20 protein-coding genes are annotated in these 22,112 nt (G+C 62.6%); 13 read left to right on the top strand and 7 right to left on the bottom strand.

Annotated elements, in window-relative coordinates:
* Positions 1-54 precede the first annotated feature (54 nt).
* From CAF74_RS19790 to CAF74_RS19775, 4 genes are all read left to right on the top strand, one after another.
* Positions 55-486, top strand: a complete 432-nt coding sequence (locus CAF74_RS19790) for a DNA methylase (protein ID WP_085747456.1) — start codon at positions 55-57, stop codon at positions 484-486.
* Positions 483-1,214: a DUF72 domain-containing protein gene (locus CAF74_RS19785; protein WP_085747455.1), complete on the top strand. Its 732-nt coding sequence runs from the start codon at positions 483-485 to the stop codon at positions 1,212-1,214. Before CAF74_RS19790 ends, CAF74_RS19785 begins: the two co-directional genes overlap by 4 nt.
* Before the next feature lie 101 nt (positions 1,215-1,315).
* Positions 1,316-1,696, top strand: a complete 381-nt coding sequence (locus tag CAF74_RS19780) for a RidA family protein (RefSeq protein WP_065261325.1) — start codon at positions 1,316-1,318, stop codon at positions 1,694-1,696.
* A 125-nt stretch (positions 1,697-1,821) separates the two neighbouring features.
* Positions 1,822-3,810, top strand: coding sequence for a U32 family peptidase (locus CAF74_RS19775; RefSeq protein WP_085747454.1), 1,989 nt, complete (start codon positions 1,822-1,824; stop codon positions 3,808-3,810).
* Between the two features lie 60 nt (positions 3,811-3,870).
* Here CAF74_RS19775 and CAF74_RS19770 read toward each other — a convergent pair whose 3' ends face one another.
* Positions 3,871-5,181 carry an MFS transporter gene (locus CAF74_RS19770; RefSeq protein WP_085747453.1) on the bottom strand — a complete coding sequence of 437 codons (1,311 nt, stop codon included), beginning with the start codon at positions 5,179-5,181 and terminating at the stop codon, positions 3,871-3,873.
* Between the two features lie 496 nt (positions 5,182-5,677).
* On the opposite strand from CAF74_RS19770, the gene CAF74_RS19765 reads away from it, so the two are divergent.
* On the top strand, positions 5,678-6,703 hold the full coding sequence (locus CAF74_RS19765) for a GlxA family transcriptional regulator (RefSeq protein WP_085747452.1): 1,026 nt from the start codon (positions 5,678-5,680) through the stop codon (positions 6,701-6,703).
* A gap of 21 nt (positions 6,704-6,724) precedes the next feature.
* Here CAF74_RS19765 and CAF74_RS19760 read toward each other — a convergent pair whose 3' ends face one another.
* Positions 6,725-7,789 (bottom strand): alpha/beta fold hydrolase, encoded by a 1,065-nt coding sequence (locus tag CAF74_RS19760; protein WP_085747451.1) that lies wholly within the window; start codon positions 7,787-7,789, stop codon positions 6,725-6,727.
* A 211-nt stretch (positions 7,790-8,000) separates the two neighbouring features.
* The gene (locus CAF74_RS19755) at positions 8,001-8,195 is read right to left on the bottom strand and encodes a PLDc N-terminal domain-containing protein (protein ID WP_041475233.1); all 195 of its coding nucleotides are present in this window, start codon (positions 8,193-8,195) and stop codon (positions 8,001-8,003) included.
* A 166-nt stretch (positions 8,196-8,361) separates the two neighbouring features.
* On the opposite strand from CAF74_RS19755, the gene CAF74_RS19750 reads away from it, so the two are divergent.
* From CAF74_RS19750 to CAF74_RS19735, 4 genes are all read left to right on the top strand, one after another.
* Positions 8,362-9,198 carry an AraC family transcriptional regulator gene (locus tag CAF74_RS19750; protein WP_085747450.1) on the top strand — a complete coding sequence of 279 codons (837 nt, stop codon included), beginning with the start codon at positions 8,362-8,364 and terminating at the stop codon, positions 9,196-9,198.
* Between the two features lie 51 nt (positions 9,199-9,249).
* On the top strand, positions 9,250-9,846 hold the full coding sequence (locus CAF74_RS19745) for a LysE family translocator (RefSeq protein ID WP_085747449.1): 597 nt from the start codon (positions 9,250-9,252) through the stop codon (positions 9,844-9,846).
* 105 nt (positions 9,847-9,951) lie between these two features.
* Complete coding sequence (locus tag CAF74_RS19740; protein WP_085747448.1) at positions 9,952-10,647, top strand: tRNA (adenine(22)-N(1))-methyltransferase TrmK; 696 nt, start codon at positions 9,952-9,954, stop codon at positions 10,645-10,647.
* A gap of 54 nt (positions 10,648-10,701) precedes the next feature.
* Positions 10,702-10,866: a DUF2986 domain-containing protein gene (locus CAF74_RS19735; RefSeq protein ID WP_085747447.1), complete on the top strand. Its 165-nt coding sequence runs from the start codon at positions 10,702-10,704 to the stop codon at positions 10,864-10,866.
* A gap of 42 nt (positions 10,867-10,908) precedes the next feature.
* Here CAF74_RS19735 and CAF74_RS19730 read toward each other — a convergent pair whose 3' ends face one another.
* A complete protein-coding gene (locus CAF74_RS19730; protein WP_085747446.1) occupies positions 10,909-13,293 on the bottom strand; it encodes a DUF3772 domain-containing protein in 2,385 nt (794 codons plus the stop codon).
* A gap of 158 nt (positions 13,294-13,451) precedes the next feature.
* Between CAF74_RS19730 and CAF74_RS19725 the strand changes: the two genes are divergently transcribed.
* The 4 genes from CAF74_RS19725 to CAF74_RS19710 all read left to right on the top strand — a co-directional run bounded on the left by CAF74_RS19725 (position 13,452) and on the right by CAF74_RS19710 (position 19,560).
* On the top strand, positions 13,452-13,793 hold the full coding sequence (locus CAF74_RS19725) for a hypothetical protein (RefSeq protein ID WP_085703749.1): 342 nt from the start codon (positions 13,452-13,454) through the stop codon (positions 13,791-13,793).
* 99 nt (positions 13,794-13,892) lie between these two features.
* Complete coding sequence (locus tag CAF74_RS19720) at positions 13,893-15,149, top strand: TolC family protein (protein ID WP_085747445.1); 1,257 nt, start codon at positions 13,893-13,895, stop codon at positions 15,147-15,149.
* Positions 15,146-16,393: an efflux RND transporter periplasmic adaptor subunit gene (locus CAF74_RS19715; RefSeq protein WP_085747444.1), complete on the top strand. Its 1,248-nt coding sequence runs from the start codon at positions 15,146-15,148 to the stop codon at positions 16,391-16,393. The genes CAF74_RS19720 and CAF74_RS19715 overlap by 4 nt, the downstream gene beginning before the upstream one ends.
* Positions 16,390-19,560 carry an efflux RND transporter permease subunit gene (locus CAF74_RS19710; RefSeq protein ID WP_085747443.1) on the top strand — a complete coding sequence of 1,057 codons (3,171 nt, stop codon included), beginning with the start codon at positions 16,390-16,392 and terminating at the stop codon, positions 19,558-19,560. The genes CAF74_RS19715 and CAF74_RS19710 overlap by 4 nt, the downstream gene beginning before the upstream one ends.
* A gap of 62 nt (positions 19,561-19,622) precedes the next feature.
* Here CAF74_RS19710 and arsH read toward each other — a convergent pair whose 3' ends face one another.
* The 3 genes from arsH to CAF74_RS19695 are packed head-to-tail and all read right to left on the bottom strand — an operon-like array spanning position 19,623 to position 22,103.
* Positions 19,623-20,312 (bottom strand): arsenical resistance protein ArsH, encoded by a 690-nt coding sequence (gene arsH / locus CAF74_RS19705; RefSeq protein ID WP_085604534.1) that lies wholly within the window; start codon positions 20,310-20,312, stop codon positions 19,623-19,625.
* Positions 20,313-20,323: 11 nt separating this feature from the next.
* A complete protein-coding gene (locus tag CAF74_RS19700) occupies positions 20,324-20,794 on the bottom strand; it encodes an arsenate reductase ArsC (RefSeq protein ID WP_085747442.1) in 471 nt (156 codons plus the stop codon).
* 25 nt (positions 20,795-20,819) lie between these two features.
* Positions 20,820-22,103: an arsenic transporter gene (locus CAF74_RS19695; protein ID WP_085747441.1), complete on the bottom strand. Its 1,284-nt coding sequence runs from the start codon at positions 22,101-22,103 to the stop codon at positions 20,820-20,822.
* Positions 22,104-22,112: the final 9 nt, after the last annotated feature.

Here is a 22,112-nt window from a genome sequence, read left to right as displayed (position 1 = left end):
AACCATTCGTCGCCAGCCCCGCACTCATCACGCCGCCCCTCGCTCAAAAGCTGCATGACCAAAACCATCAACGTCCAAGACTTGCACATCGACCTGCATCCGCTGAACGAATCAGCCTTGTTCAAATGGCTGCTCGCCAGTTTCCTGATGGGCAAACGAATCCAGGCCGAGATTGCCGCCGAAGCCTATCGAGTGATTGTTGAACGACACCAGCGCGATACGCCGCGCAAACTCGGCCATTGCACCCACCGCGAGCTGGTGCGGATGCTCGGCGAGGCGCATTACGTGCGTTACGACGAAACCACCGCCGAGCGCCTGCTCGCGCTGGCTGTCAAACTGAATGAAGAATATGCCGGGCGGGTAATGAACATGGTCGAGGCGAGCGCCGGCCGCCAGGACTTCGAAAAACGTTTGCAAGCCTTCGACGGCATCGGCCCGAAAACCGTGGAAATTTTCATGCGTGAAGCAGGCAAGGTGCTGTTTTGAGTGCGTCGGCGATCTTCATCGGTAGCGCCGGTTGGAGCCTGCCCCGCGAATACTGGCCGTCATTCCCGGAGCAGGGCACTCACCTGCAACGCTATGCCGCACACCTCAATGGCGTGGAAATCAACAGCTCCTTCTACCGTCCGCACCAACGCCAAACCTACGCCCGTTGGGCCGAGTCGGTGCCGGACGGATTTCGCTTTTGCGTGAAAGTGCCCAAGTCGATCAGCCATGAGCGGCGTCTGCGGGACTGCGAACATGAGCTCGATGCATTTCTTGAACAGTGCTCGGGGCTGGGCGATCGCCTGGGTTGTCTGCTGCTGCAGTTGCCGCCGTCGCTGGCGTTCGACGAAGCGCTTGCTGAGGCCTTTTTGGTCGAGTTGCGCCAGCGTTATTCCGGGGCTGTGGTGCTTGAACCGCGTCACGAGTCCTGGGCCGCCGCCGAACTGCTGTTGATGGCATATCGCATCGCGCAAGCGGTGGTCGATCCCTCGCGAATCAGCACCGATGCGGGTCCGAGCGGCTGGCCCAACGTGCGTTATTGGCGCCTGCACGGTTCGCCGCGCATTTATTACAGCCCCTATGACTCGGCGTATCTGAAAACGCTCGCCGGTGATTTGCGGGTGGCGGCTGTCGATGGCGTCGAAACGTGGTGCATTTTCGACAACACCGCCAGCGGCGCGGCACTCGGCAATGCGCTGGAACTGCGGCGGATACTGGCGCAGGGCTGACACACCGCGTCGGGACTTCCAACCGGCGACCGGGTCTGTAAACTGGCCGCCCGAAACGGCGCGCGATGGCGCCGTCCTCACTGCCAGCGAAGGACTTTCCCATGGCCAACCAAGACATCACCTACACCCCGGACCCGGATGCAGACTCGATCTCTTCGGACGTGACCGAATTCAACGGCATCCTGATGTCGACCCAGATTCCGACCCGTGCCGATGGCAGCCTGGAACTGGGCGACGTCACCGCGCAAAGCGAATGCACATTGCAGGCGTTGAAAGTCGCGCTGGAAAAGGCCGGCAGCTCGATGGACCGCGTGCTGCACCTGACCATTTACCTGACCGACATGGCTGATCGTGCTGCGTTCAACGAGGTGTACAAGCGCTTCTTCGCCAAGCCTTGGCCTGTTCGCGCGGCGGTTGGCGTGGCGGCGCTGGCGGTTGAAGGGATGAAGGTGGAAGTGACTGCAATGGCCGCGAAGGCCTAAGTTTGCGGTTCGGTAGGGCAGCTCTGCACTGAGCAGGGCTGCCACCCGGCAGCACAGGCGTGCCGCCCACGCGTTTCGCGGCTACAATGCGCGCCTCGACCGTGACAGCCTGACTAAAAAAACATATGTCCTTGCCCAAACATCACCTGGAACTGCTCAGCCCCGCCCGCGACGTGGCCATCGCCCGCGAGGCCATCCTGCATGGCGCCGACGCGGTGTACATCGGCGGCCCGAGCTTCGGTGCGCGCCATAACGCCTGCAACGAGGTGAGCGAAATTGCCGAACTGGTGGAATTTGCCCGTCGCTATCACGCGCGCATCTTCACCACCATCAACACCATCCTGCACGACAACGAACTGGAGCCGGCGCGCAAGCTGATCCATCAGTTGTACGACGCCGGCGTCGATGCGCTGATCGTCCAGGACCTGGGCGTGATGGAACTGGACATTCCACCCATCGAGCTGCACGCCAGCACCCAGACCGACATCCGCACTCTTGAGCGGGCGAAGTTCCTCGATCAGGCCGGTTTTTCGCAACTGGTACTGGCCCGTGAACTGAACCTCAAGGAAATCCGCGCGATCGCCGATGAAACCGATGCCGCCATCGAGTTCTTCATTCACGGCGCGTTGTGCGTGGCGTTCTCCGGTCAGTGCAACATTTCCCACGCGCAGACCGGGCGCAGCGCCAACCGGGGCGACTGCTCCCAGGCCTGCCGTCTGCCGTACACCCTGAAAGACGAAAAGGGTGGCGTGATCGCCTACGAAAAACACCTGCTGTCGATGAAGGACAACAACCAGAGCGCCAACATCCGCGCACTGGTCGAGGCCGGTGTGCGTTCGTTCAAGATCGAAGGTCGCTACAAGGACATGGGCTATGTGAAGAACATCACCGCCTATTACCGCCAGCGCCTCGACGACGTGCTCAACGACCGTCCGGATCTGGCCCGCGCTTCCAGCGGCCGCACCGCGCATTTCTTCATGCCGGACCCGGAAAAGACCTTCCACCGTGGCAGCACCGACTACTTCGTCAGCGAGCGCAAGATCGACATCGGCGCGTTCGATTCGCCGACCTTCACCGGTCTGGCGGTGGGCACGGTCGAGAAAGTCGGCAAGCGTGACATGCAGGTCATCACCCACGAGCCGCTGTCGAACGGCGACGGCCTCAACGTGCTGGTCAAGCGCGAAGTGGTGGGGTTCCGCGCCAACATCGCCGAAGCCAAGGGCGAGTTCGAGGAAGAGGGCGAGAAGCGCTATCGCTACCGCGTCGAGCCGAACGAAATGCCGGAAGGCCTGTACAAGCTGCGCCCGAACCATCCGCTGAACCGCAACCTCGACCACAACTGGCAACAGGCATTGCTCAAGACTTCCGCCGAGCGTCGTATCGGCGTGAGCTGGCTGGCGAAGCTGCGTGAAGAGCGTCTGGAACTGACCGTGACCAGCGAAGAGGGCATCAGTGCCAGCGTCGCGCTGGAAGGCCCGTTCGGCGTCGCCAACAAACCGGAACAGGCGCTGGAAACCTTGCACGACCTGCTCGGCCAACTCGGCACCACCGAGTACCACGCGACCTCGATCAAACTGGATGCGCCGCAAGCGTTCTTCATCCCGAACTCGCAGCTCAAGTCGTTGCGCCGTGAAGTGATCGAAGCGCTGACCGCCGCCCGTGTTGCCGCCCACCCGCGCGGTTCGCGCAAGGCCGAGACCACGCCACCGCCGGTGTACCCGGAAGCGCATCTGTCGTTCCTGGCCAACGTCTACAACCAGAAGGCTCGCGACTTCTACCACCGTCACGGCGTGAAGCTGATCGACGCCGCGTACGAGGCCCACGAAGAGGCGGGCGAAGTGCCGGTGATGATCACCAAGCACTGCCTGCGGTTCTCCTTCAACCTGTGCCCGAAACAGGCCAAAGGCGTGACCGGCGTGAAAACCAAAGTCGCGCCGATGCAGCTGATTCACGGCGATGAAGTGCTGACCCTGAAGTTCGACTGCAAACCGTGCGAAATGCACGTGATCGGCAAGATGAAGGGCCACATCCTGAATCTGCCGCAGCCGGGCAGTGTGGTGGGGCATATCAGCCCTGAAGACCTGATGAAAACGATCCCGCGCGCGCCGCACTGATTAGCAGGCAATAAAAAACCGGTGACGAAAGTCACCGGTTTTTTTATGCCCGCCAGAAACTCAGCTGGCTTCGTAGCGCGATCCTGATTGCGGCGCCGCTTCGCCGCTCAACGCATCGACCATCGGCGGATGGTCCTGTGCTGCCTGACGCAAATCCTCGGTCACCCGCAGCTCGGCGCCGGTGGGCGAGAACGTCGCTGCCGCCGCAAACGGGGCCGGGTTGGCCGGCACCGGACGCTTGCCGCGACGCCAGAAGAAGAACGTCACCATGGCCAGGTTGACCAGCGCGAAGGCCCAGAACAGGCCGGTTTCGCCATGGGCGTTCATCGCCGGGGAGATCAGCAGCGGGCTCATCGCCGAGCCCAGCGAATTGATCAGCAGCATGCCCTGAATCATCGGCACCAACGTTTCGACCGGCGCACGGTCGGCCGCATGGCTGACCGCAACCGGGTACAGCGCGAACACGCCGCCACCCAACAGGAACAGCATCGCCGCGAGCATGGCCGAGGACAGCGGCACCAGCACGATCACCAGCGACAGCACGGTGCATGCGGCGCACAGCACCGTCAGCACTTGCAGGCGATCCTTGCGGTCGGACCAGCGCCCGACCGGGTATTGCAGCAGCATCGCGCCGAGGATCGTCCAGGCCATCATGCTGCCGACTTCGCCGACGTTCAGGCCGATGCGTTGCAGGTACAGCGGCAGCAGGGTGTAGATCGCCGCGATGGTCACGCCGGAGCCGAAGCAGCCGACCAGTCCGGTGGGCGATACGCCCAGCAAGGCCCGTGGTTTGAGCGGTTCGACCTGTTCCAGCAATGGCGACACACGCGGCAGGATCACGATCGGTAGCACCGACAAGGTCGCGAGCATGCCGGCGACCATGAACGGCGCGGTGTCGCCCAGCCCGGTGATTTTCCCCAAAAACGCCTGACCCAGCACGCCGGCGCCGTAGAGGACGATCATGTACAGCGCCAGCAGACGGCCGCGAATTTTCGCGTCACCGGCCAGCAGCAGCCAGCTCTCGATCACCAGAAACACACCGACCGTGGCCCAGCCGTTGATCAGGCGCAGCATGACCCAGCCCCAAGTGTCATAAAACAGCCCTTGCAGCAGGATGGTCGCGGCGATCAGCGAGGCGAAGCTGCTGTAGGCGCGGATGTGGCCGATGCGCAGGATCAGCCGGTCGTTGAAGATCGCGCCCAGGGTCAGGCCGATGAAATAGGCCGAGGACACGATGCCGATCATCGTCGCCGATTCGCCGGCAGCACCCAGGCGCAGGGTGGTCAAAGAAGACAGAAAGCCGTTGCCCAGGGCAACAATGAATAGCCCGAGCAGGGGCGCCAGCGCCATGGCCAGCAAACGCGGTGTCATAAAAACCTCAAGTGATCGAACAGCGGAACGTGCGCCTCTGCGCATGCGAGTGCCAAGCCGAAGTGTGTTGAAGACAAACGACCGCCGAACGGGCAGGACGATTGAGCCAGGCACGCTTCGTGGAAGTGGCCGGCTGTTCAAACCTGAGGGTTGTCATGGCTGCGGGCAGGCGCCGGTCGGGCGACTGCAAGAGGAGGCGCGATTTTAAGCCTTGTGCAGCGTTTGCCAAGGTGCCGGGCCTGCGACGTTGGGACGCAGGCTCGCTCGTTTCAGCACTGATCGCGCTGATCGTTCCTACGCTCTGCGTGGGAATGCAGCCCGGGACGCTCCGCGTCCCTCCCAACGCCGGACGCAGAGCGTCCATGGAGGCATTCCCACGCAGAGCGTGGGAACGATCAAGGTCAACGGCATGGGAGCGATCTCTGGATGGGTACTTGCGTCGTTTGCGAGTAATTTGCTGCGGCGCCAGTTAGCATGGCGCCATAACAACGAAACGATGGACCCCACCTTGATCGAACGACGCCAATTCAGCGGTGGCATGAAGGGCAAGAACCTTCGCTACCTGAACGAGCCCGCCAGCGGGCCGGGACGCATGACCCGCACCGGGTTCGTGCTGCTGGAGCATTTTTCCCTGCCGGCCTTCACCCAGGCGCTGGACACCCTCGTCACCGCCAATCTGCTGCGCCCCGGTCTGTTTTCCACGCGCACTTTCGGCTTGAGCGACGGCGAAGTGATCAGCGATCTGGGGCTGGTGATTCGCCCGGACTTGCGTCTGGAAACCAGCGCGTTGCAGGAACTGGATCTGCTGGTGATCTGCGGCGGCTACCGCACGGAATTGAAGGCGAGCGACGAGTTCATCAACCTGCTGAAAATGGCCGCCGAGGCCGGAGTGATCCTGGCCGGGTTGTGGAACGGCGCGTGGTTCCTGGGTCGGGCAGGGGTGCTGGAAGGCTATCGCTGTGCGATTCACCCGGAGCATCGGCCGGCGCTGGCGGAAATTTCCAAGGCGACTCAGGTCAGCAGCGAACCCTACGTGATCGACCGCGACCGGTTGACCGCGTCCAGTCCGTCCGGCGCGTTCCACATGGCGCTGGACTGGATCAAGGGCCTGCACGACAAGGCGCTGGTCGAAGGCATCGAAGACATTCTGGCGTTCGAGGAATCGCGTTACCGGCGGATCAAGCCGACCGAGAACCTCTGCGTCAGCGCGCCGTTGCGTGAGGTGGTGAAGCTGATGGACGCCAATCTCGAAGAACCGCTGGAGCTGGAGCAACTGGCGGTGTATGCCGGGCGTTCCCGGCGTCAGCTGGAACGGCTGTTCAAAGAACAACTGGGCACCACGCCGCAGCGTTATTACATGGAGCTGCGCATCACCGAGGCCCGGCGTTTGTTGCAACACACGGAGTTGTCCCAGGTGGATGTGCTGGTGGCCTGCGGATTTGTCTCGCCGAGCCATTTCAGCAAGTGCTACAGCGCCTATTTCGGTTATCGCCCATCCAAAGAAAAACGGCTCGTCAAATGACGAGCCGTTTGGCGTGCCGCTTCAGAGGTGATCGGCGTCGATGATCGCCTGAGCGAAGGCTTTTGGATCTTCCTGCGGCAGGTTGTGCCCGATGCCACCGTTGATCAGGCGGAACTGGTACTTGCCGGTAAAACGTTTGGCGTAGTCCTCGGGCGCCGGGTGCGGCGCGCCGTTGGCATCGCCTTCCAGGGTGATGGTCGGCACGCTGATCGACGGTGCGGTGGCGAGTTTCTGTTCCAGTGCCTCGTACTGGCTTTCACCCTGCACCAGGCCCAGGCGCCAGCGGTAGTTGAACACGGTGATCGCGACGTGATCCGGGTTCTGCAATGCCTTGGCGCTGCGGTCGAACGTGGCGTCGTCGAAGGCCCATTTCGGTGACGCCAGTTGCCAGATCAGCTTGGCGAAATCATGGGTGTTCTTGGCGTAACCGGCCTCACCGCGGTCGGTGGCGAAGTAGAACTGATACCACCATTGCAGTTCGGCCTTGGGCGGCAGCGGGTTCTTGCCGGCGGCCTGATTGCCGATCAGGTAACCGCTGACCGAGACCAGCGCCTTGACCCGCTCCGGCCACAGCGCCGACACGATGTCCGCCGAACGCGCACCCCAGTCGTAGCCGCCGAGCACGGCTTGTTTGATTTTCAGGGCATCCATGAAATCGATCACGTCACTGGCCAGCGCCGCCGGCTGACCATTACGCACGGTCTTGTCGGACAGGAAATGCGTGTCGCCATAACCCCGAGCGTATGGCATCAACACCCGATAACCCTTGGCCGCCAGCAGCGGCGCGACGTCGTCGTAGCTGTGAATGTCATACGGCCAGCCGTGCAGCAGAATCACCACCGGGCCATTGGCCGGGCCGGTTTCGGCGTAGGCCACGTCGAGCAGGCCGGCCTTCACGTGTTTCAGCGGGCCGAAGGGCAGATCGGCCTTGACGCTGGCGGCTGCGGTCTTGACCGGCGCGGGGGCTGCGGTTTGTGCCTGGGCGAAGGCGCCGAATTGCAGCAGCGCGGTGGCTAGAATCGACAGGCCCAGCAGGCGGCGACGGTTTTTTCCAGTGTGGACGGCGGTGTGCAGTGCAGGCTTCATGGCAAGTCTCCTTGGTAATCGGTGAGGGCAGGGCGTTGGCTGAACCCTTCGAATCTGGAGCCCATTAAAGACTGGCCACGTATCTGCGCTGTTTCCGTTTTCGTTGGCTGATGCGCGGGCATGTATCCGGGAGGCGTTCGTACACACTGCGATACAAACCAGCGGCCAACAAAAAGCCCCGAATGTTCGGGGCTCCTGCTTGCCTTGGGCTTCAGGCCTGCGTGACGTGCTTGGGCCCGGCCAGCGCCCAGGCGATCAGCCCGAACAGCGGCACAAACACGATCAATACGATCCAGACACCTTTGTTGCTGGCTTTCCCCTCACTCTTGCGCACCCGATTGATCGCCCACAATTCGATGAGCAAAAGAACGACGGCCAGTACGATCCACGTGGTTTCAATTTGCATGAGCTACCTCCTGATGGTCTCTGGCTTAGGCGGGCCGTGGCACTCAGGGTTCATTAAATTTGCTGGGTGGTCTGCCTGGTTCACGTGCACAAATGTTCTAAACCCATCGGCAAAGTCGCGGTAACGTAGACGTCCTCAACGACCAACACTGCCTTCGGAGCCTTGCGTGGACAAACGCAACTGGATCGAGCTGTCCCAGGATGCCGACACCGGGATCGAGTCGATTCGTGCCCACTTTCAGGGACATGCCTACGATCCGCACTGGCATGACAGCTTTCTGGTGGGCGTCACCGAGCAGGGCGTGCAGCAGTTTCATTGCCGGCGCGTGCGCCATCTGAGTACGCCGGGCAAGATTTTCATGCTGGAGCCGGGGGAGATCCACGACGGGCACGCGCCGACGGAGGAGGGCTTCACCTATTCCATGCTCTACCTCGACCCGCACTGGCTGGAGCGCGAATTGCGCGTGCTGTTCGAGCATGCGCCGGACAACAGCCAGCTCGGGTTCACCGATACCCTGAGCCAGGATTCGCGCCTGTCCACGGCCATCAATCTGGCCTTCAACGCCCTGCATCAAGGCGACTTGCGCATCGTGCGCCAGACCGCCATCGACACCTTGCTCGGTTCGCTGACGTCCCACCTCGACTGGCGCAAGCGTCAACCGTTCGATCCGCGCCTGCCACGTGTGGCGCAGGTGGCGCGGGATTATCTGCATGCGCATGCCTTCGAGGACATCGGGCTGGACGACGTGGCCCAGGTCTGCGGGGTAGATCGCTTTCGTCTGACCCGTGCGTTTAAGGCCGCTTTCGGGCTGGCGCCACACGCCTACCTGATTCAGTTGCGCCTGGCCCGCGCCCGGCAGTTGCTGGCGCGCGGCGAAACACCCGCCACCGTCGCCAGCGCCCTTGGTTTCGCCGATCAAAGCCATCTCGGGCGCTGGTTCCGCCGTGCCTATCACCTGACGCCGGCGGATTACCGCAAGCGCTGCTCAAACCTTCCAGACTGAACCCCGTACAACCGCGACCATGACTTCCTGTTTTGATTCGGGAGTCCTGTCATGGAATCGTTGCTGCCTTTTCTGCTGTTTTCCTTCGTCGCCTCGATCACCCCGGGGCCGACCAATATTCTGGTGATGAGCCACAGTTCGCGACGTGGCCTGACGGCAACAGTGCCGATCATCTTCGGTGCGTGTGTGTCGGCGGCGCTGGTGGTGTTGGTGGTCGGCCTCGGCGTGGGAGAAACCTTGCTGCGCTATCCCCGCGTGCAGCAGGCGATGGCCTGGGCTGGCGTGCTTTGGCTGAGCTGGCTGGCGTGGCAGATCTTTCGCAGCACGCCGCCGTCGCTGGACTCGGCAACAGCGGCTGATGACGGCTTCAACGTGTTCGGCGCCGTCGGCCTGCAATTGATTAATCCCAAGGTGTGGATGATGGCCGTGGCGGTGGTGAGCGTGTTTGGCGGCAACGGCGACGACAGCGCGCGGATGCTGCTGTTGTCGGCGGTTTTTCTAATGGTCTGCCTGCCGTGCATGACGGCGTGGGCGCTGCTGGGCGTGGGCAGTGCTCGGTTTTTTGGCGAGCCACTGGCATTGCGGCGCATGAATGCCGGGCTGGCGTTTTTGTTGTTGCTGTCGGCTTGGTTGACGGTGTTGGTCTAGGCATCGCGGTTGGTCACATAAATTTGAAATCCCCGCCGTTGCCCCCCAGAATCGCGCCCCGATCCGGCCACTAGCGCCGGGCGTTCAGAGTGAAAGGGGTTGCGGTTGAACGAACAGACATTGTCCATGCGCCTGGAGCGGGTGGCGGCGCATGTACCCGCCGGTGCGCGGCTGGCCGATATCGGGTCGGATCACGGCTACCTGCCGGTGGCACTGATGCGCCGTGGCGCGATCGCGGCGGCGGTGGCGGGCGAGATGGCCGAGACGCCGTTCCGTTCGGCGCAACGTACCGTGCGTGAAAACGATCTTGAGCAGCAGATCATCGTACGTCTGGCCAATGGTTTGATGGCCGTCGAACCGGAAGACGGGATCACGGCAATTACCGTGTGTGGCATGGGTGGCGAGACCATCCGCGACATCCTCGAAGCCGGCAAGGCGCGCTTGAGCGGCCGCGAACGTCTGATCCTGCAGCCCAACGGCGGCGAACAACCGCTGCGCCAATGGTTGATGGACAACGACTACCGAATCCTCTGTGAGGAAATCCTTCGGGAGAACCGCTTCGACTACGAAGTCATCGTGGCCGAGCGGGGCGGGCCGGTTTCCTATACCGCCGAGGAACTGTACTTCGGGCCGCTGCAGTTGCAGGCGCGCAGTCCGGCGTTTGTCAGCAAGTGGCAGCACCGGCTGCGGCACAAGCAGCAGACGCTGGCTCACTTTGGACGGGCTCGGCATGCCGTTTGTGAACACAAGGTGCAGGAGCTGACGCAGCAGGTGCGCTGGATTACTCACGTGCTGGGGTGAAGCAGGCCCAACGCTGATATCATCCAACCACTTTCAAGCAGGCCAAAAAACACCATGAACCGTCAGAAAAAACTGCAACAGCTCTTCAAGGAAAAATCCAGAAAGGCCAACGCCAAACTGGCACCCAAGAGCAACAAACCGAAGTACATCAGCAAGGCGGATCGTCTGAAAATGGCGGCTGAAGTGGTTCCAGAGTCAACTGACACCCCTGAGGCCTGATCGAGCGGGCGCGCAGCGATACAGGCCCCATCAGTTTTTTCCTCAGGTACTCGGTGGCTTCGCCAGCTCGATCCCCGCCGCCCCCAGCCGCTTGAGTATCTCGAACAGCAGATCACTCTTGGTCGTCCCGACAATCCTCGGACTCGCCACATACCCGGTCACCGTCAACGTAATCCCGTCCGGCGTCAGTTTGCTGAAACGTACGAACGGCGCGGGTTTTTCGAGGATGGTTTCGTGTTCCTTGTAGGTGTCGAACAGCAGGTTCTGCACCTGTTCGGGGTCGATATCCAGCGGGAACATCAGTTCCAGCGTCGCCACGCCCTGGGCGCTGCCGCCGAGGGTGACGTTGCGCAGGTTCTGCGAGATCAGTTGCGAGTTGGGCACGATCACGATCGAGCGATCGCTGAGCTGGATCTCGGTGGCGCGCACGTTGATCCGACGGATGTCGCCCTCGACGCCGCTGATGCTGATCAGGTCGCCGACCTTGACCGGGCGTTCTGTGAGCAGGATCAGCCCCGAGACGAAGTTCTTCACGATCTCCTGCAAGCCGAAGCCGATGCCCACCGACAGGGCGCTGACGATCCACGCCAGGTTGGTCCATTGCACGCCCAGCGATGACAGGGTCAGCAGGATCACCACCGCATAACCGATGTTGGAAAACAGCGTGCTGAGCGAGGCGCACATGCCCGGGTCCATGTCGGTCTTGGGCAGGAACTCGTTGTCGAGCCAGCGGCGCAGGGCGCGGATCAGGTAGATGCCGATCAGCAGCGCGAGCATCGCGTTGAGCAAATGGCCGGGGACGATGTTCAGCTTGCGCAGGCCGGCGCCGCCGAGGATCGTGCCGATGTTGTTGGCCAGTTGGCCCAGAGTGGTGCCGATCCCGCCGACAAACAGCGTGATCACCGCCAACAGCAACAGCGCAGCCCGACCGAAGCCGGCCAGCAGGGTCGAGGCCTGTTCGAGGCGCCGGTCTCCGACACCCAGCAGCTGTTTCAGCGCCTTGCCGCTGGAATGGCGGGGTGAGAAGAAATACTCGCAGCTGTCCTTGAGCAACTGCATCAGCAGGTAAAACCCGGAAAACACGATAAACGCCCACACCAGTTCATAGGTGATGAACCGCGCCAGCGATACGTAACCCGTGAGCAGGGCGCCGAACGACAGCACCATCGCCAGGGTGGCGATGGTGTAAACCACCCCGGCAAAGGTGTTGCCCGCCACTTGGGTGTCACCGGCTGCGGCCAGTGTTTTGCGCAACCTGCCGACGCGCATCAGCAGCGTGGTGACGATACCGAGCACCGCCAGCGCAATGATGCCTCTGCCTGCGAGCACGATCTGACTGCTCATGCCGGCGGCATTGCTGACTTGCACCGCCGTCACCAGCACCAGCAGCGTTGCGGCGAGGATCCGCGCGTAGGGATGCAGCGCGAGCGCCACCGCGTCAGCCACCGCCGGCAGTCGCCAGGACGGATGCTCGGTCGAGAGCAACGCGCGGCTGAGCCCCGTGATCAGCACGCAGGCATAAACCACTTTCCCGAACTCATCGGAAAATGTCGCCAGCATCGGCGGCAACGGCACATGGCGGGTGCAGGCGTAATAGAGCAGTTGCAGGGCAATGGCGGTGGTCGCGAGAGTCGCCAGCGCCGAGGCGAACGCCAGCGAACTGCGGCGCAGTCGACCCTCCGGCATACGGTGAATGCACACCCACGCCAGCCAGCGGTCGGCCAGTCGCCGACCCAGCGTCCAGACGACGAAGGCCAGTACCACCAGCAGGGCGGTGTAAAGTCGCTGACCCGGTTGCCAGGCTTCGGCGCCGGTCTGTTGCACCTGATCGACGAAAGAGCGCAGACGCTGGCGGTCATCCGCCGACGGATTGACAAGGGGAGCCCAGAAGCCGGGATTCAGAATGCTGTGGGTGCTGAGCGTCAGTTCGCTTTCGAGCAAGGTGCGGCGGATACCGGCGATCTGGGTGATCAGCTCCGTGGCGTTTTGCTTGAGGGTGGCGAGGTTCTTCAGCGCCGTATCGACTTTGGTTTTCTGCTCGATCAGCGTCGCCCGTTGCGCCGCGATATCGGCTTGTTCGGCAGCGACCGCTTCGGCCGGCGCGGCACCGAGTACGCCCAGTTGCACAGTCAATTGCGCCTGCTGCGGCAACAGCGAGGCCGATAGCCGATCGATGTCCAGAATGAACGTCTGCACCCGGTCCTGCGGGCCTTCGAGCTGGTTGTAATTGTTGGCGGACGAGATCTGCTGCTTGAGGCCGTCGAGGCGCTGTTGAAGAGCTTGCAGATCGCTTTGCGTGACGCCGGGGAGCGGGGCGCCGGTGCTGACATCCGGTGTGCCGGACACGTCGGCGGCCGACACCGCCACCAACCCCGAACCAAGCAGGATCAGAGCGATGAACATCAATGACTTCAATGCATTACGCATGGGACTGGGAGATTCCGGTTGATCACACAAACATTGAGGTTAGGTGATGGGGCGCCTGCTGCATCATTTTTTGCTGCTAATCCTGGCTTAATGCGTGTCCGGTGAGATCGCTGGGCAGCCGATTGTAGGCGCCCGTTTTCACGACTAGACTCCCGGCCATGAAACGCTATCTGCGGTTTTGTCTCGTTTTCCTGATCAGCCTGGCGCTTCCCCTCAGCGGGATGGCGGGCGTGCAGGCACCGACAGAACCGTGCCCGATGCAAACAATGGGCATGGCGATGATGGACGGCATGAACATGGATTGCTGCAAGGACATGAAGAGTCCTGCCGACCATGGCTCCCCCTGCAAACCCGGCCAGGAGTGCAAGACCGGCGGCCTGCTGCAAGTCGCGATCCTCAAGCCGCCCGTTACCGTTTTCAGCCCTGTCACGCATTCGTTCTTCAGTGATTCCCTGCCGCTAGCGGCCCCGTCCGGGGTCTGGCGACCGCCCCGCACCTGATTCCTGTCCCCCCTCGAAGCTCATTCCGCCCAGGCGGAGTGATTTGGCTGTGCGCGTGTTTTTCGCCGCGCGCAGTGGACGATCACAGGAATCGTAACCATGACATTCAAGTGCAATTGCACGGGTTGGCCTCTGGTGGCCGGCCTTGCGGCAAGCGTGCTCGCGTGGCCGGGTTTCGCCGCCGCGCTGACACTCGATCAAGCGCTGCGGCTGGCCGAAAACAATGCGCCGTCGCTGACCGCACAAGATCAGAAAATCCAGGCCGCCAGCAGCGCGGCCATTCCGGCGGGTGAGTTGCCCGATCCCAAGTTGTTGCTCGGGTTGCAGAACTACCCCGTGGGCGGCCCGGATCGCTGGAGCGTCGATCAGGACGTCATGACCATGCAGATGGTCGGTTACCGGCAGGAGATGCCCAACGCAGACAAACGCAAGGCGCGCATCGAAGTTGCCGACGCCGCTATTGAGCGCGCGGCGGCCGAGCGCCGTGTCGAGCGTTTGAAGGTGCGTCAGGCGACGGCGCTGGCGTGGATCAGCGGCTATTCGGTCGAGCGCAAAGAAGCGTTGTTCCAGGACTTGTTCAAGGAAAACCGTCTGCTGAGCGAGACCGTCCGGGCGCAGATCGCCGGTGGCCGCGCGCAACCTGCCGACGCGGTAACGCCTAAGCAGGAGGCGGCCCGACTCGCCGAGCAACAGGACAACCTGACCCTCGAGCGCACCCAGGCCCGAGCCGCGCTCAAACGCTGGATCGGCACCGCCGCCAACGACAAGCCCGAGGGCGGTTTGCCCGTGTGGCCGGTCGATGCCTCGACCTTCAATCATCAACTGCAACACCATCCCGAACTGGCTGCTTTCGCGCCCATGACCCGCGAAGCCCAGGCCAGGGTGCAAGAGGCGGTGTCCGAGAAAAAATCCGACTGGAGCTGGGAGGTGGATTACCAGCATCGGGGCCGCGAGTTTGGCGACATGGTCAGCGTGCAGTTTTCCTGGGATCTGCCGCTGTTTCCCGAGACGCGGCAGAACCCGAAAATCGCCGCCAGACAGGCCGAGGTCAGCCAACTGCAAGCCGAGCGCGAGGCCCTGTCCCGCGAGCACACCGAACAACTGGAAAACCAGTTGGCCGATTACCAGCGCCTCGATCGGGCCGTACGCCGCACCGAAGAAAGCCTGGTGCCGCTGGCCAGAGAGAAAGTCGATCTGAGCCTGGCCAGTTATCGCGCCGGCCAGGGCGATTTGAACGCGGTGGTCAACGCCCGCCGCGAACTCATCGAGGCCCGCCTCAAACAGATCGACATGGAAGAACAACGCGCGCTGACCGCTGCGCGTCTGCATTTCGCTTATGGGGAGACCAGCCTGTGAACCGTAAACAATGGAACGGCGTGTGGCTGGCCGGCCTCGCGCTGGCGGTGGGCGTGGGTGGCGGTTACGGATTGGCTTATCAGCGAATGAAGGGCGTGCCGGCTTCAGCCCCAGCGCCGAGCACCGAGCCCAAGGCCTTGTATTGGTACGACCCGATGTACCCGCAGCAAAAGTTCGACAAACCGGGCAAGTCACCCTTCATGGACATGCAACTGGTGCCCCGATACGCCAGCGGCGGGGAGGGCAGTGCGACCGTCAGCATTGATCCGGGGCTGAGTCAGAACCTCGGTCTGCGTGTAGCGCCGGTCAGTCGCGGCGCCTTCACCTCAAACCTCGATGTGAGCGGTGTGCTGGGGTTCAACGAGCGCGATGTCGCGGTGATCCAGGCGCGCACCAATGGGTTTGTCGAGCGAGTCTACGCCCGAGCGCCGGGGGATGTGCTGACGGCTGGCGCGGCGTTGGCCGATATCCTCGTGCCGGAATGGACGGCGGCCCAGAGCGAGTTTCTGGCGCTCAGACGCAGCGGCGATGCCGACCTGATCGCGGCGGCGCGCCAGCGCTTGCGGCTGACCGGGATGCCGTCGAGCCTGATTGCTCAAGTGGAGCGCAGCGGCAAGGTGCAGTCCGAACTGACGGTCACCAGCCCTTTGGGCGGTGTGCTGCAAGCACTCGATGTGCGGGCGGGCATGACCGTGGCGAGCGGTGAAACCCTGGCGCGGGTCAACGGGCTGAACAGTGTCTGGCTCGCTGTGGCGGTGCCGGAATCGCAGACCGGTTCGGTTGCCGTGGGGCAGGCCGTCGAAGTGCGCCTGCCGGCCTTTCCCGGCAGAGTTTTCAACGGAGTGGTCAGCGCGATTCTGCCGGACACCAACGCAGACAGCCGCACCCTGCGCGTCCGGGTCGAGCTGGCCAATGCCGATGGCCACTTGCGGCCGGGGATGACGGCGCAAGTGCGGCTGAGTCGATCAACCGGGCAGAGTCAATTGTGGGTGCCGAGTGAAGCCGTCATCCGCACCGGCAAGCGGGCTTTGGTCATGCTCGCCGAAGACGCGGGGCACTATCGCCCGGTGGAGGTTCGGCTCGGCCAGGAAAGCGCCGGCAGAACGGTGATCCTCGACGGCTTGGCAGAAGGGCAGAACGTCGTGACGTCCGGCCAGTTCCTGCTCGATTCCGAGGCCAGCCTCAAGGGCATCGTCGCCGAGCCGCTTGAAACGAGCGGGAACGTTTCGGGGAGTCAGCCATGATCGCCGCGCTGATTCGCTGGTCCGTCGCCAATCGTTTTCTGGTGCTGCTGACAACGCTGTTCGTCACGGGCTGGGGCGTGTGGTCGGTGCAGAGCACGCCGATCGATGCGCTGCCGGATCTGTCGGATGTGCAGGTGATCATCCGCACGCCGTATCCCGGACAGGCGCCGCAGATTGTCGAAAATCAGGTGACCTATCCGCTGACCACCACCATGCTCTCGGTGCCGGGGGCGAAAACCGTGCGCGGTTATTCGTTCTTCGGTGACAGCTTCGTGTACGTGCTGTTCGAGGACGGTACCGATCAATACTGGGCGCGCTCGCGGGTGCTGGAGTACCTGAGCCAGATCCAGAGTCGATTGCCGGTCAGCGCCAAACCGGCGCTGGGTCCGGATGCGACCGGCGTTGGCTGGATCTATCAGTACGCTCTGGTGGATCGCAGCGGCGGGCATGATCTGGCGCAGCTTCGGGCGTTGCAGGACTGGTTTCTCAAGTTCGAGCTCAAGACCCTGCCTAACGTCGCCGAGGTCGCCACCGTCGGCGGCATGGTCAAGCAGTATCAGGTGCAGCCCGATCCGGTGCGGCTGGCCAGCCTCGGCATCACCCTGGCGCAGGTGCGCGAAGCCATCGGCAAGGCCAATCAGGAAACCGGCGGCGCGGTGCTGGAAATGGCCGAAACCGAGTTCATCGTACGGGCATCGGGCTACCTGAGAACCCTTGATGACTTTCGGGCGATCCCGTTAAAACTCGGTGCTGGCGGGGTGCCGGTAACTCTCGGCGATGTCGCAACGGTTCAGACCGGGCCGGATATGCGCCGGGGCATCACCGAGCTGGACGGCCAGGGCGAAACCGTCGGCGGCGTGGTAATCCTGCGCAGCGGCAAGAACGCCCGCGAGACCATTGCGGCGGTCGCGGCCAAACTCGATGACATGAAAAGCAGCCTGCCGCCCGGCGTGGAGATCGTCACCACCTACGATCGCAGCAAGCTGATCGATCGCGCCGTGGAAAACCTCAGCCACAAACTGCTCGAAGAGTTCATCGTCGTCGCGCTGGTGTGCGGGATCTTCCTCTGGCATTTGCGCTCTTCGCTGGTGGCGATCATTTCGTTGCCGGTGGGCGTGCTGATCGCCTTCATCGTGATGCGTTATCAGGGCTTGAACGCCAACATCATGTCGTTGGGCGGGATCGCCATCGCCATTGGTGCGATGGTCGATGCGGCGGTGGTGATGATCGAAAACGCCCACAAGAAAATCGAAGCGTGGCACGCGGCCAATCCGGGGCAGGCGCTCAAGGGCGAGCGCCATTGGCAGGTGATGACCGACGCGGCAGCGGAGGTGGGGCCGGCGCTGTTTTTCTGTTTGCTGATCATCACGCTGTCGTTCATTCCGGTGTTCACCTTGCAGGCCCAGGAAGGGCGGCTGTTCGGTCCGCTGGCGTTCACCAAGACCTACGCCATGGCAGCAGCTGCGGGATTGTCGGTGACGCTGGTGCCGGTGCTGATGGGCTACTGGATTCGCGGGCGGATTCTGGATGAACGCCACAATCCGCTCAACCGCTGGTTAATCCGGATCTATCAGCCGGCGCTGGATGCGGTGTTGCGGCGGCCGAAACTCACTCTGCTGGTGGCATTGCTGGTATTCGTCAGCGCGGCCTGGCCGATTTCGCGGCTTGGTGGCGAATTCCTCCCACCGCTGGACGAGGGCGATCTGCTGTATATGCCTTCGGCCTTGCCGGGTTTGTCGGCGCAAAAAGCCGCGCAACTGTTGCAGCAGACCGACCGTCTGATCAAAACCGTGCCCGAGGTCGAGCACGTGTTCGGCAAGGCTGGCCGCGCGGAAACCGCCACCGACCCGGCACCGCTGGAAATGTTCGAAACCACGATCCAGTTCAAGCCCCACGATCAATGGCGCCCAGGCATGACCCCGGAAAAACTCGTGGAAGAACTGGATCGCGTGGTGCGCGTGCCGGGCCTGACCAACATCTGGATTCCACCTATCCGCAATCGCATCGACATGCTCGCCACCGGGATCAAAAGTCCCATCGGCGTGAAAGTCGCCGGCAACGATCTGGCCCAGATCGACGCCGCGACCCAGGCCGTCGAGCGGGTGGCCAAAGGTGTGCCCGGCGTCAGTTCGGCACTGGCCGAGCGCCTGACCGGTGGCCGCTACATCGACGTGGATATCGACCGCAACGCCGCCGGCCGCTACGGGCTGAACATCAGCGATGTGCAATCCATCGTTGCCGGTGCCATTGGCGGGGAAAACGTCGGGGAAACCATCGAAGGGCTGGCGCGGTTTCCGATCAACATCCGTTATCCACGAGAGTGGCGTGATTCGCCCGGCGCCCTGGAGCAATTGCCGATCTACACGCCTTCCGGCAGCCAGATCACCCTCGGCATGCTGGCGAAGATCAAGGTCACGGACGGCCCACCGATGCTCAAGAGCGAGAATGCCCGGCCGTCCGGTTGGGTGTACATCGACGTGCGCGGGCGGGACATCGCTTCGGTGGTGGCCGATCTGCGTCGCGCCGTCAATGAACAGGTGAAATTGCAGCCCGGTATGAGTCTGAGCTATTCGGGGCAGTTCGAGTTTCTGGAACGGGCCAATGCGCGGCTGAAACTGGTAGTGCCTGCCACGCTGCTGATCATCTTCGTGCTGCTCTACCTGACGTTTGCTCGCTTCGATGAGGCGCTACTGATCATGGCCACATTGCCGTTCGCATTGAGCGGCGGTGCGTGGTTCCTGTATTTGCTGGGCTACAACTTGTCGGTCGCCACCGGTGTGGGCTTCATTGCGCTGGCCGGGGTTTCGGCCGAGTTCGGCGTGATCATGCTGCTCTACCTGAAAAACGCCTGGGCCGAGCGCGAAGGCCTCGGCGACCACTCTGAACGTGGACTGGTCGCGGCGATTCGCGAAGGCGCTGTGCAACGCGTGCGCCCCAAGGCGATGACCGTGGCCGTGATCATCGCCGGCCTGTTGCCGATTCTGCTGGGCAGCGGCACCGGCAGCGAAGTCATGAGCCGCATCGCCGCGCCCATGGTCGGCGGCATGGTCACGGCGCCGCTGTTGTCCCTGTTTGTCATACCGGCGGCGTATCGCCTGATGCGCCGTCGACGGTTGCCCGCTGAAAACAAGTCACCTCAAAGCGACGATGCTTCCATCCAGCCGTAACCCGGCGACGAAAAAAACCGGTGCGAACGTTCGCACCGGTTTTTTATTGTGAGGTCTGGTCATCAGATCGAGCGCTGATTGACCCGCTGCATCAATTCCTCCGCCGATTCCTTACGCTCGGAATAACGATCCACCAGATCCGGCCGATCACGCAGCAACAGCGTGAACTTCACCAACTCTTCCATCACGTCTACCACCCGGTCGTACAGCGCCGAGGGTTTCATGCGGTTGCCTTCGTCGAATTCCAGATAAGCCTTGGGTACCGATGACTGATTGGGGATGGTGAACATGCGCATCCAGCGGCCCAGTACGCGCAGTTGATTGACCACGTTGAACGACTGCGAACCGCCGCAGACCTGCATCACCGCCAGGGTCTTGCCCTGAGTCGGACGGACCGCGCCAAGGGCCAGTGGCACCCAGTCGATCTGCGCCTTGAACACCGCCGACATCGCGCCGTGGCGTTCCGGCGAGCACCAGACCTGGCCTTCCGACCATTGCATCAGCTCAAGCAGTTCCTGGACTTTCGGGTGATCGCCCGGCGCATCGTCCGGCAGCGGCAGGCCGGAAGGATTGAAGATCCGCGTCTCGGCACCGAAGTGCTCCAGCAAGCGGGCGGCTTCTTCGACCAGCAAACGGCTGAAGGAGCGCGGGCGGGTCGAACCGTACAGCAAAAGGATGCGCGGCTTGTGGGCGCCTTCGTCATGCGTGGTTGTTTGAACCAGTGAAGGATCGAGGTTGGGCAGGTCGGTCATGTCGGCTCCGGTTACAGCGTGCTGACGCGGTCGAGCTCGCGCTTGAGGGCATCACGGTCAAGTTCGGCGAAGGGCAGGGCGAGGAAGGCTCGGCAGCGGGTTTCGATTCGGGCGAGAGTGGCGCGGAAAGCGGCGTCGATGGTTTCTTCATCACCGCGCACATCCGAAGGATCCTCCAGCCCCCAATGGGCTTTTAGGGCCGGGCCGAAGTACACCGGGCAGGCTTCACCGGCGGCCTTGTCGCACACGGTGATGACGATGTCCGGCGGGTTGTCCTCGAAGGCCTCGTTGCCCTTGCTGCTCAACCCGGCGATGGAAATGCCGGCCGCCTGCAACGTGGTCAGGCTGCGCGGCAGCACCTGGCCCTTGGGGAAACTGCCGGCACTGACCGCTTCGAAACCGGCCGGCGCCAGATGGTTGAACATCGCCTCCGAGAGAATGCTTCGGCAGCTGTTGGCGGTGCACATGAATAGAACGCGCATGATGAATCCTCTTTCCAGACAGGCGTTAAACGCTCAGGCGCAGGGCCAGGGCAGACAAGGTGATGAACAGAATCGGCAGGGTCAGCATCACGCCGGTCTTGAAGTAATAACCCCAGGTGATGCGGATTCCTTTGCGCTCCAGCACGTGCAGCCAGAGCAGCGTCGCCAGACTGCCGATGGGGGTGATTTTCGGGCCCAGGTCGGAGCCGATGACGTTGGCGTAGATCATCGCCTCGCGTATCACGCCGACGGCATCACTGGCCTGGATCGACAACGCGCCCACCAACACCGTTGGCATGTTATTCATCGCGGACGACAGCAGGGCGGTCAGAAATCCCGTACCCAGCGCCGCGCCCCAGAGCCCGGTGCCGGCCAGATAATTCAGTGCCGCCGCCAGATAATCCGTCAGCCCGGCGTTCTTCAGCCCGTACACCACCAGGTACATGCCGAGCGAAAAAATCACGATCTGCCAAGGGGCTTCGCGCAGTACACGCCGGGTCGAAATCACATGACCCCGCGCCGCCACCGCGAACAGCAGCGCCGCGCAGACTGCGGCAATCGCACTGATCGGAATGCCCAGCGGTTCCAGGGCGAACAGACCGATCAGGAGCAGCCCCAAGACGATCCAGCCGACCCGGAAAGTCAGCTGATCGCGGATGGCCAGTCGCGGATCCTGCAAGTCATCCAGTGAGTAATGTGTGGGTATGTCACGCCGGAAAAACCAGTACAGCACCCCCAGAGTGGAGGCCACGGCAACCACGTTGACCGGCACCATCACCGAGGCGTATTCGCTGAAGCCCAGGCCGAAATAATCGGCGGAAACGATGTTGACCAGGTTGGACACCACCAGCGGCAGGCTCGCGGTATCGGCGATGAAACCGGCCGCCATGACGAACGCCAAAGTGGAAGCCGCCGAGAAGCGCAGGGCGAGCAGTATCGAAATCACAATCGGCGTCAGGATCAGCGCCGCGCCATCGTTGGCAAACAGCGCAGAAACGGCCGCGCCCAGCAACACCGTAAAGGCGAACAGACGCCGGCCATCGCCCTTTGCCCAACGGGCGACGTGCAACGCGGACCACTGGAAAAAACCGGCTTCATCGAGCAACAGGCTAATGATGATGACGGCAATGAACGTCGCGGTCGCGTTCCAGACAATGCCCCACACCGTGGGAATATCGCCCAGGGTCACAACCCCGCTGAGCAGCGCCAGCACCGCGCCGAGCGTCGCACTCCAGCCGACACCCAGCCCCTTCGGCTGCCAGATGACCAGCACAATCGTGAACAGAAAAATGGCAAAAGCAAAAAACATGGGAATCCC

The organism is Pseudomonas sp. R45(2017) (assembly GCF_002112305.1).
Classification (GTDB): Bacteria; Pseudomonadota; Gammaproteobacteria; order Pseudomonadales; family Pseudomonadaceae; genus Aquipseudomonas; species Aquipseudomonas paraglycinae.
This window is presented reverse-complemented; position numbering and strand designations above follow the sequence as displayed.

Bases quoted from the DNA above. Each gene is read 5' to 3' on its own strand.
- CAF74_RS19790 (WP_085747456.1), top strand. From the start codon at position 55: ATGACCAAAACCATCAACGTCCAAGACTTGCACATCGACCTGCATCCG.
- CAF74_RS19780 (WP_065261325.1), top strand. From the start codon at position 1,316: ATGGCCAACCAAGACATCACCTACACCCCGGACCCGGATGCAGACTCG.
- CAF74_RS19775 (WP_085747454.1), top strand. From the start codon at position 1,822: ATGTCCTTGCCCAAACATCACCTGGAACTGCTCAGCCCCGCCCGCGAC.
- CAF74_RS19770 (WP_085747453.1), bottom strand. From the start codon at position 5,181: ATGACACCGCGTTTGCTGGCCATGGCGCTGGCGCCCCTGCTCGGGCTA.
- CAF74_RS19765 (WP_085747452.1), top strand. From the start codon at position 5,678: ATGGACCCCACCTTGATCGAACGACGCCAATTCAGCGGTGGCATGAAG.
- CAF74_RS19760 (WP_085747451.1), bottom strand. From the start codon at position 7,789: ATGAAGCCTGCACTGCACACCGCCGTCCACACTGGAAAAAACCGTCGC.
- CAF74_RS19755 (WP_041475233.1), bottom strand. From the start codon at position 8,195: ATGCAAATTGAAACCACGTGGATCGTACTGGCCGTCGTTCTTTTGCTC.
- CAF74_RS19745 (WP_085747449.1), top strand. From the start codon at position 9,250: ATGGAATCGTTGCTGCCTTTTCTGCTGTTTTCCTTCGTCGCCTCGATC.
- CAF74_RS19735 (WP_085747447.1), top strand. From the start codon at position 10,702: ATGAACCGTCAGAAAAAACTGCAACAGCTCTTCAAGGAAAAATCCAGA.
- CAF74_RS19730 (WP_085747446.1), bottom strand. From the start codon at position 13,293: ATGCGTAATGCATTGAAGTCATTGATGTTCATCGCTCTGATCCTGCTT.
- CAF74_RS19725 (WP_085703749.1), top strand. From the start codon at position 13,452: ATGAAACGCTATCTGCGGTTTTGTCTCGTTTTCCTGATCAGCCTGGCG.
- CAF74_RS19720 (WP_085747445.1), top strand. From the start codon at position 13,893: ATGACATTCAAGTGCAATTGCACGGGTTGGCCTCTGGTGGCCGGCCTT.
- CAF74_RS19710 (WP_085747443.1), top strand. From the start codon at position 16,390: ATGATCGCCGCGCTGATTCGCTGGTCCGTCGCCAATCGTTTTCTGGTG.
- arsH (WP_085604534.1), bottom strand. From the start codon at position 20,312: ATGACCGACCTGCCCAACCTCGATCCTTCACTGGTTCAAACAACCACG.
- CAF74_RS19700 (WP_085747442.1), bottom strand. From the start codon at position 20,794: ATGCGCGTTCTATTCATGTGCACCGCCAACAGCTGCCGAAGCATTCTC.
- CAF74_RS19695 (WP_085747441.1), bottom strand. From the start codon at position 22,103: ATGTTTTTTGCTTTTGCCATTTTTCTGTTCACGATTGTGCTGGTCATC.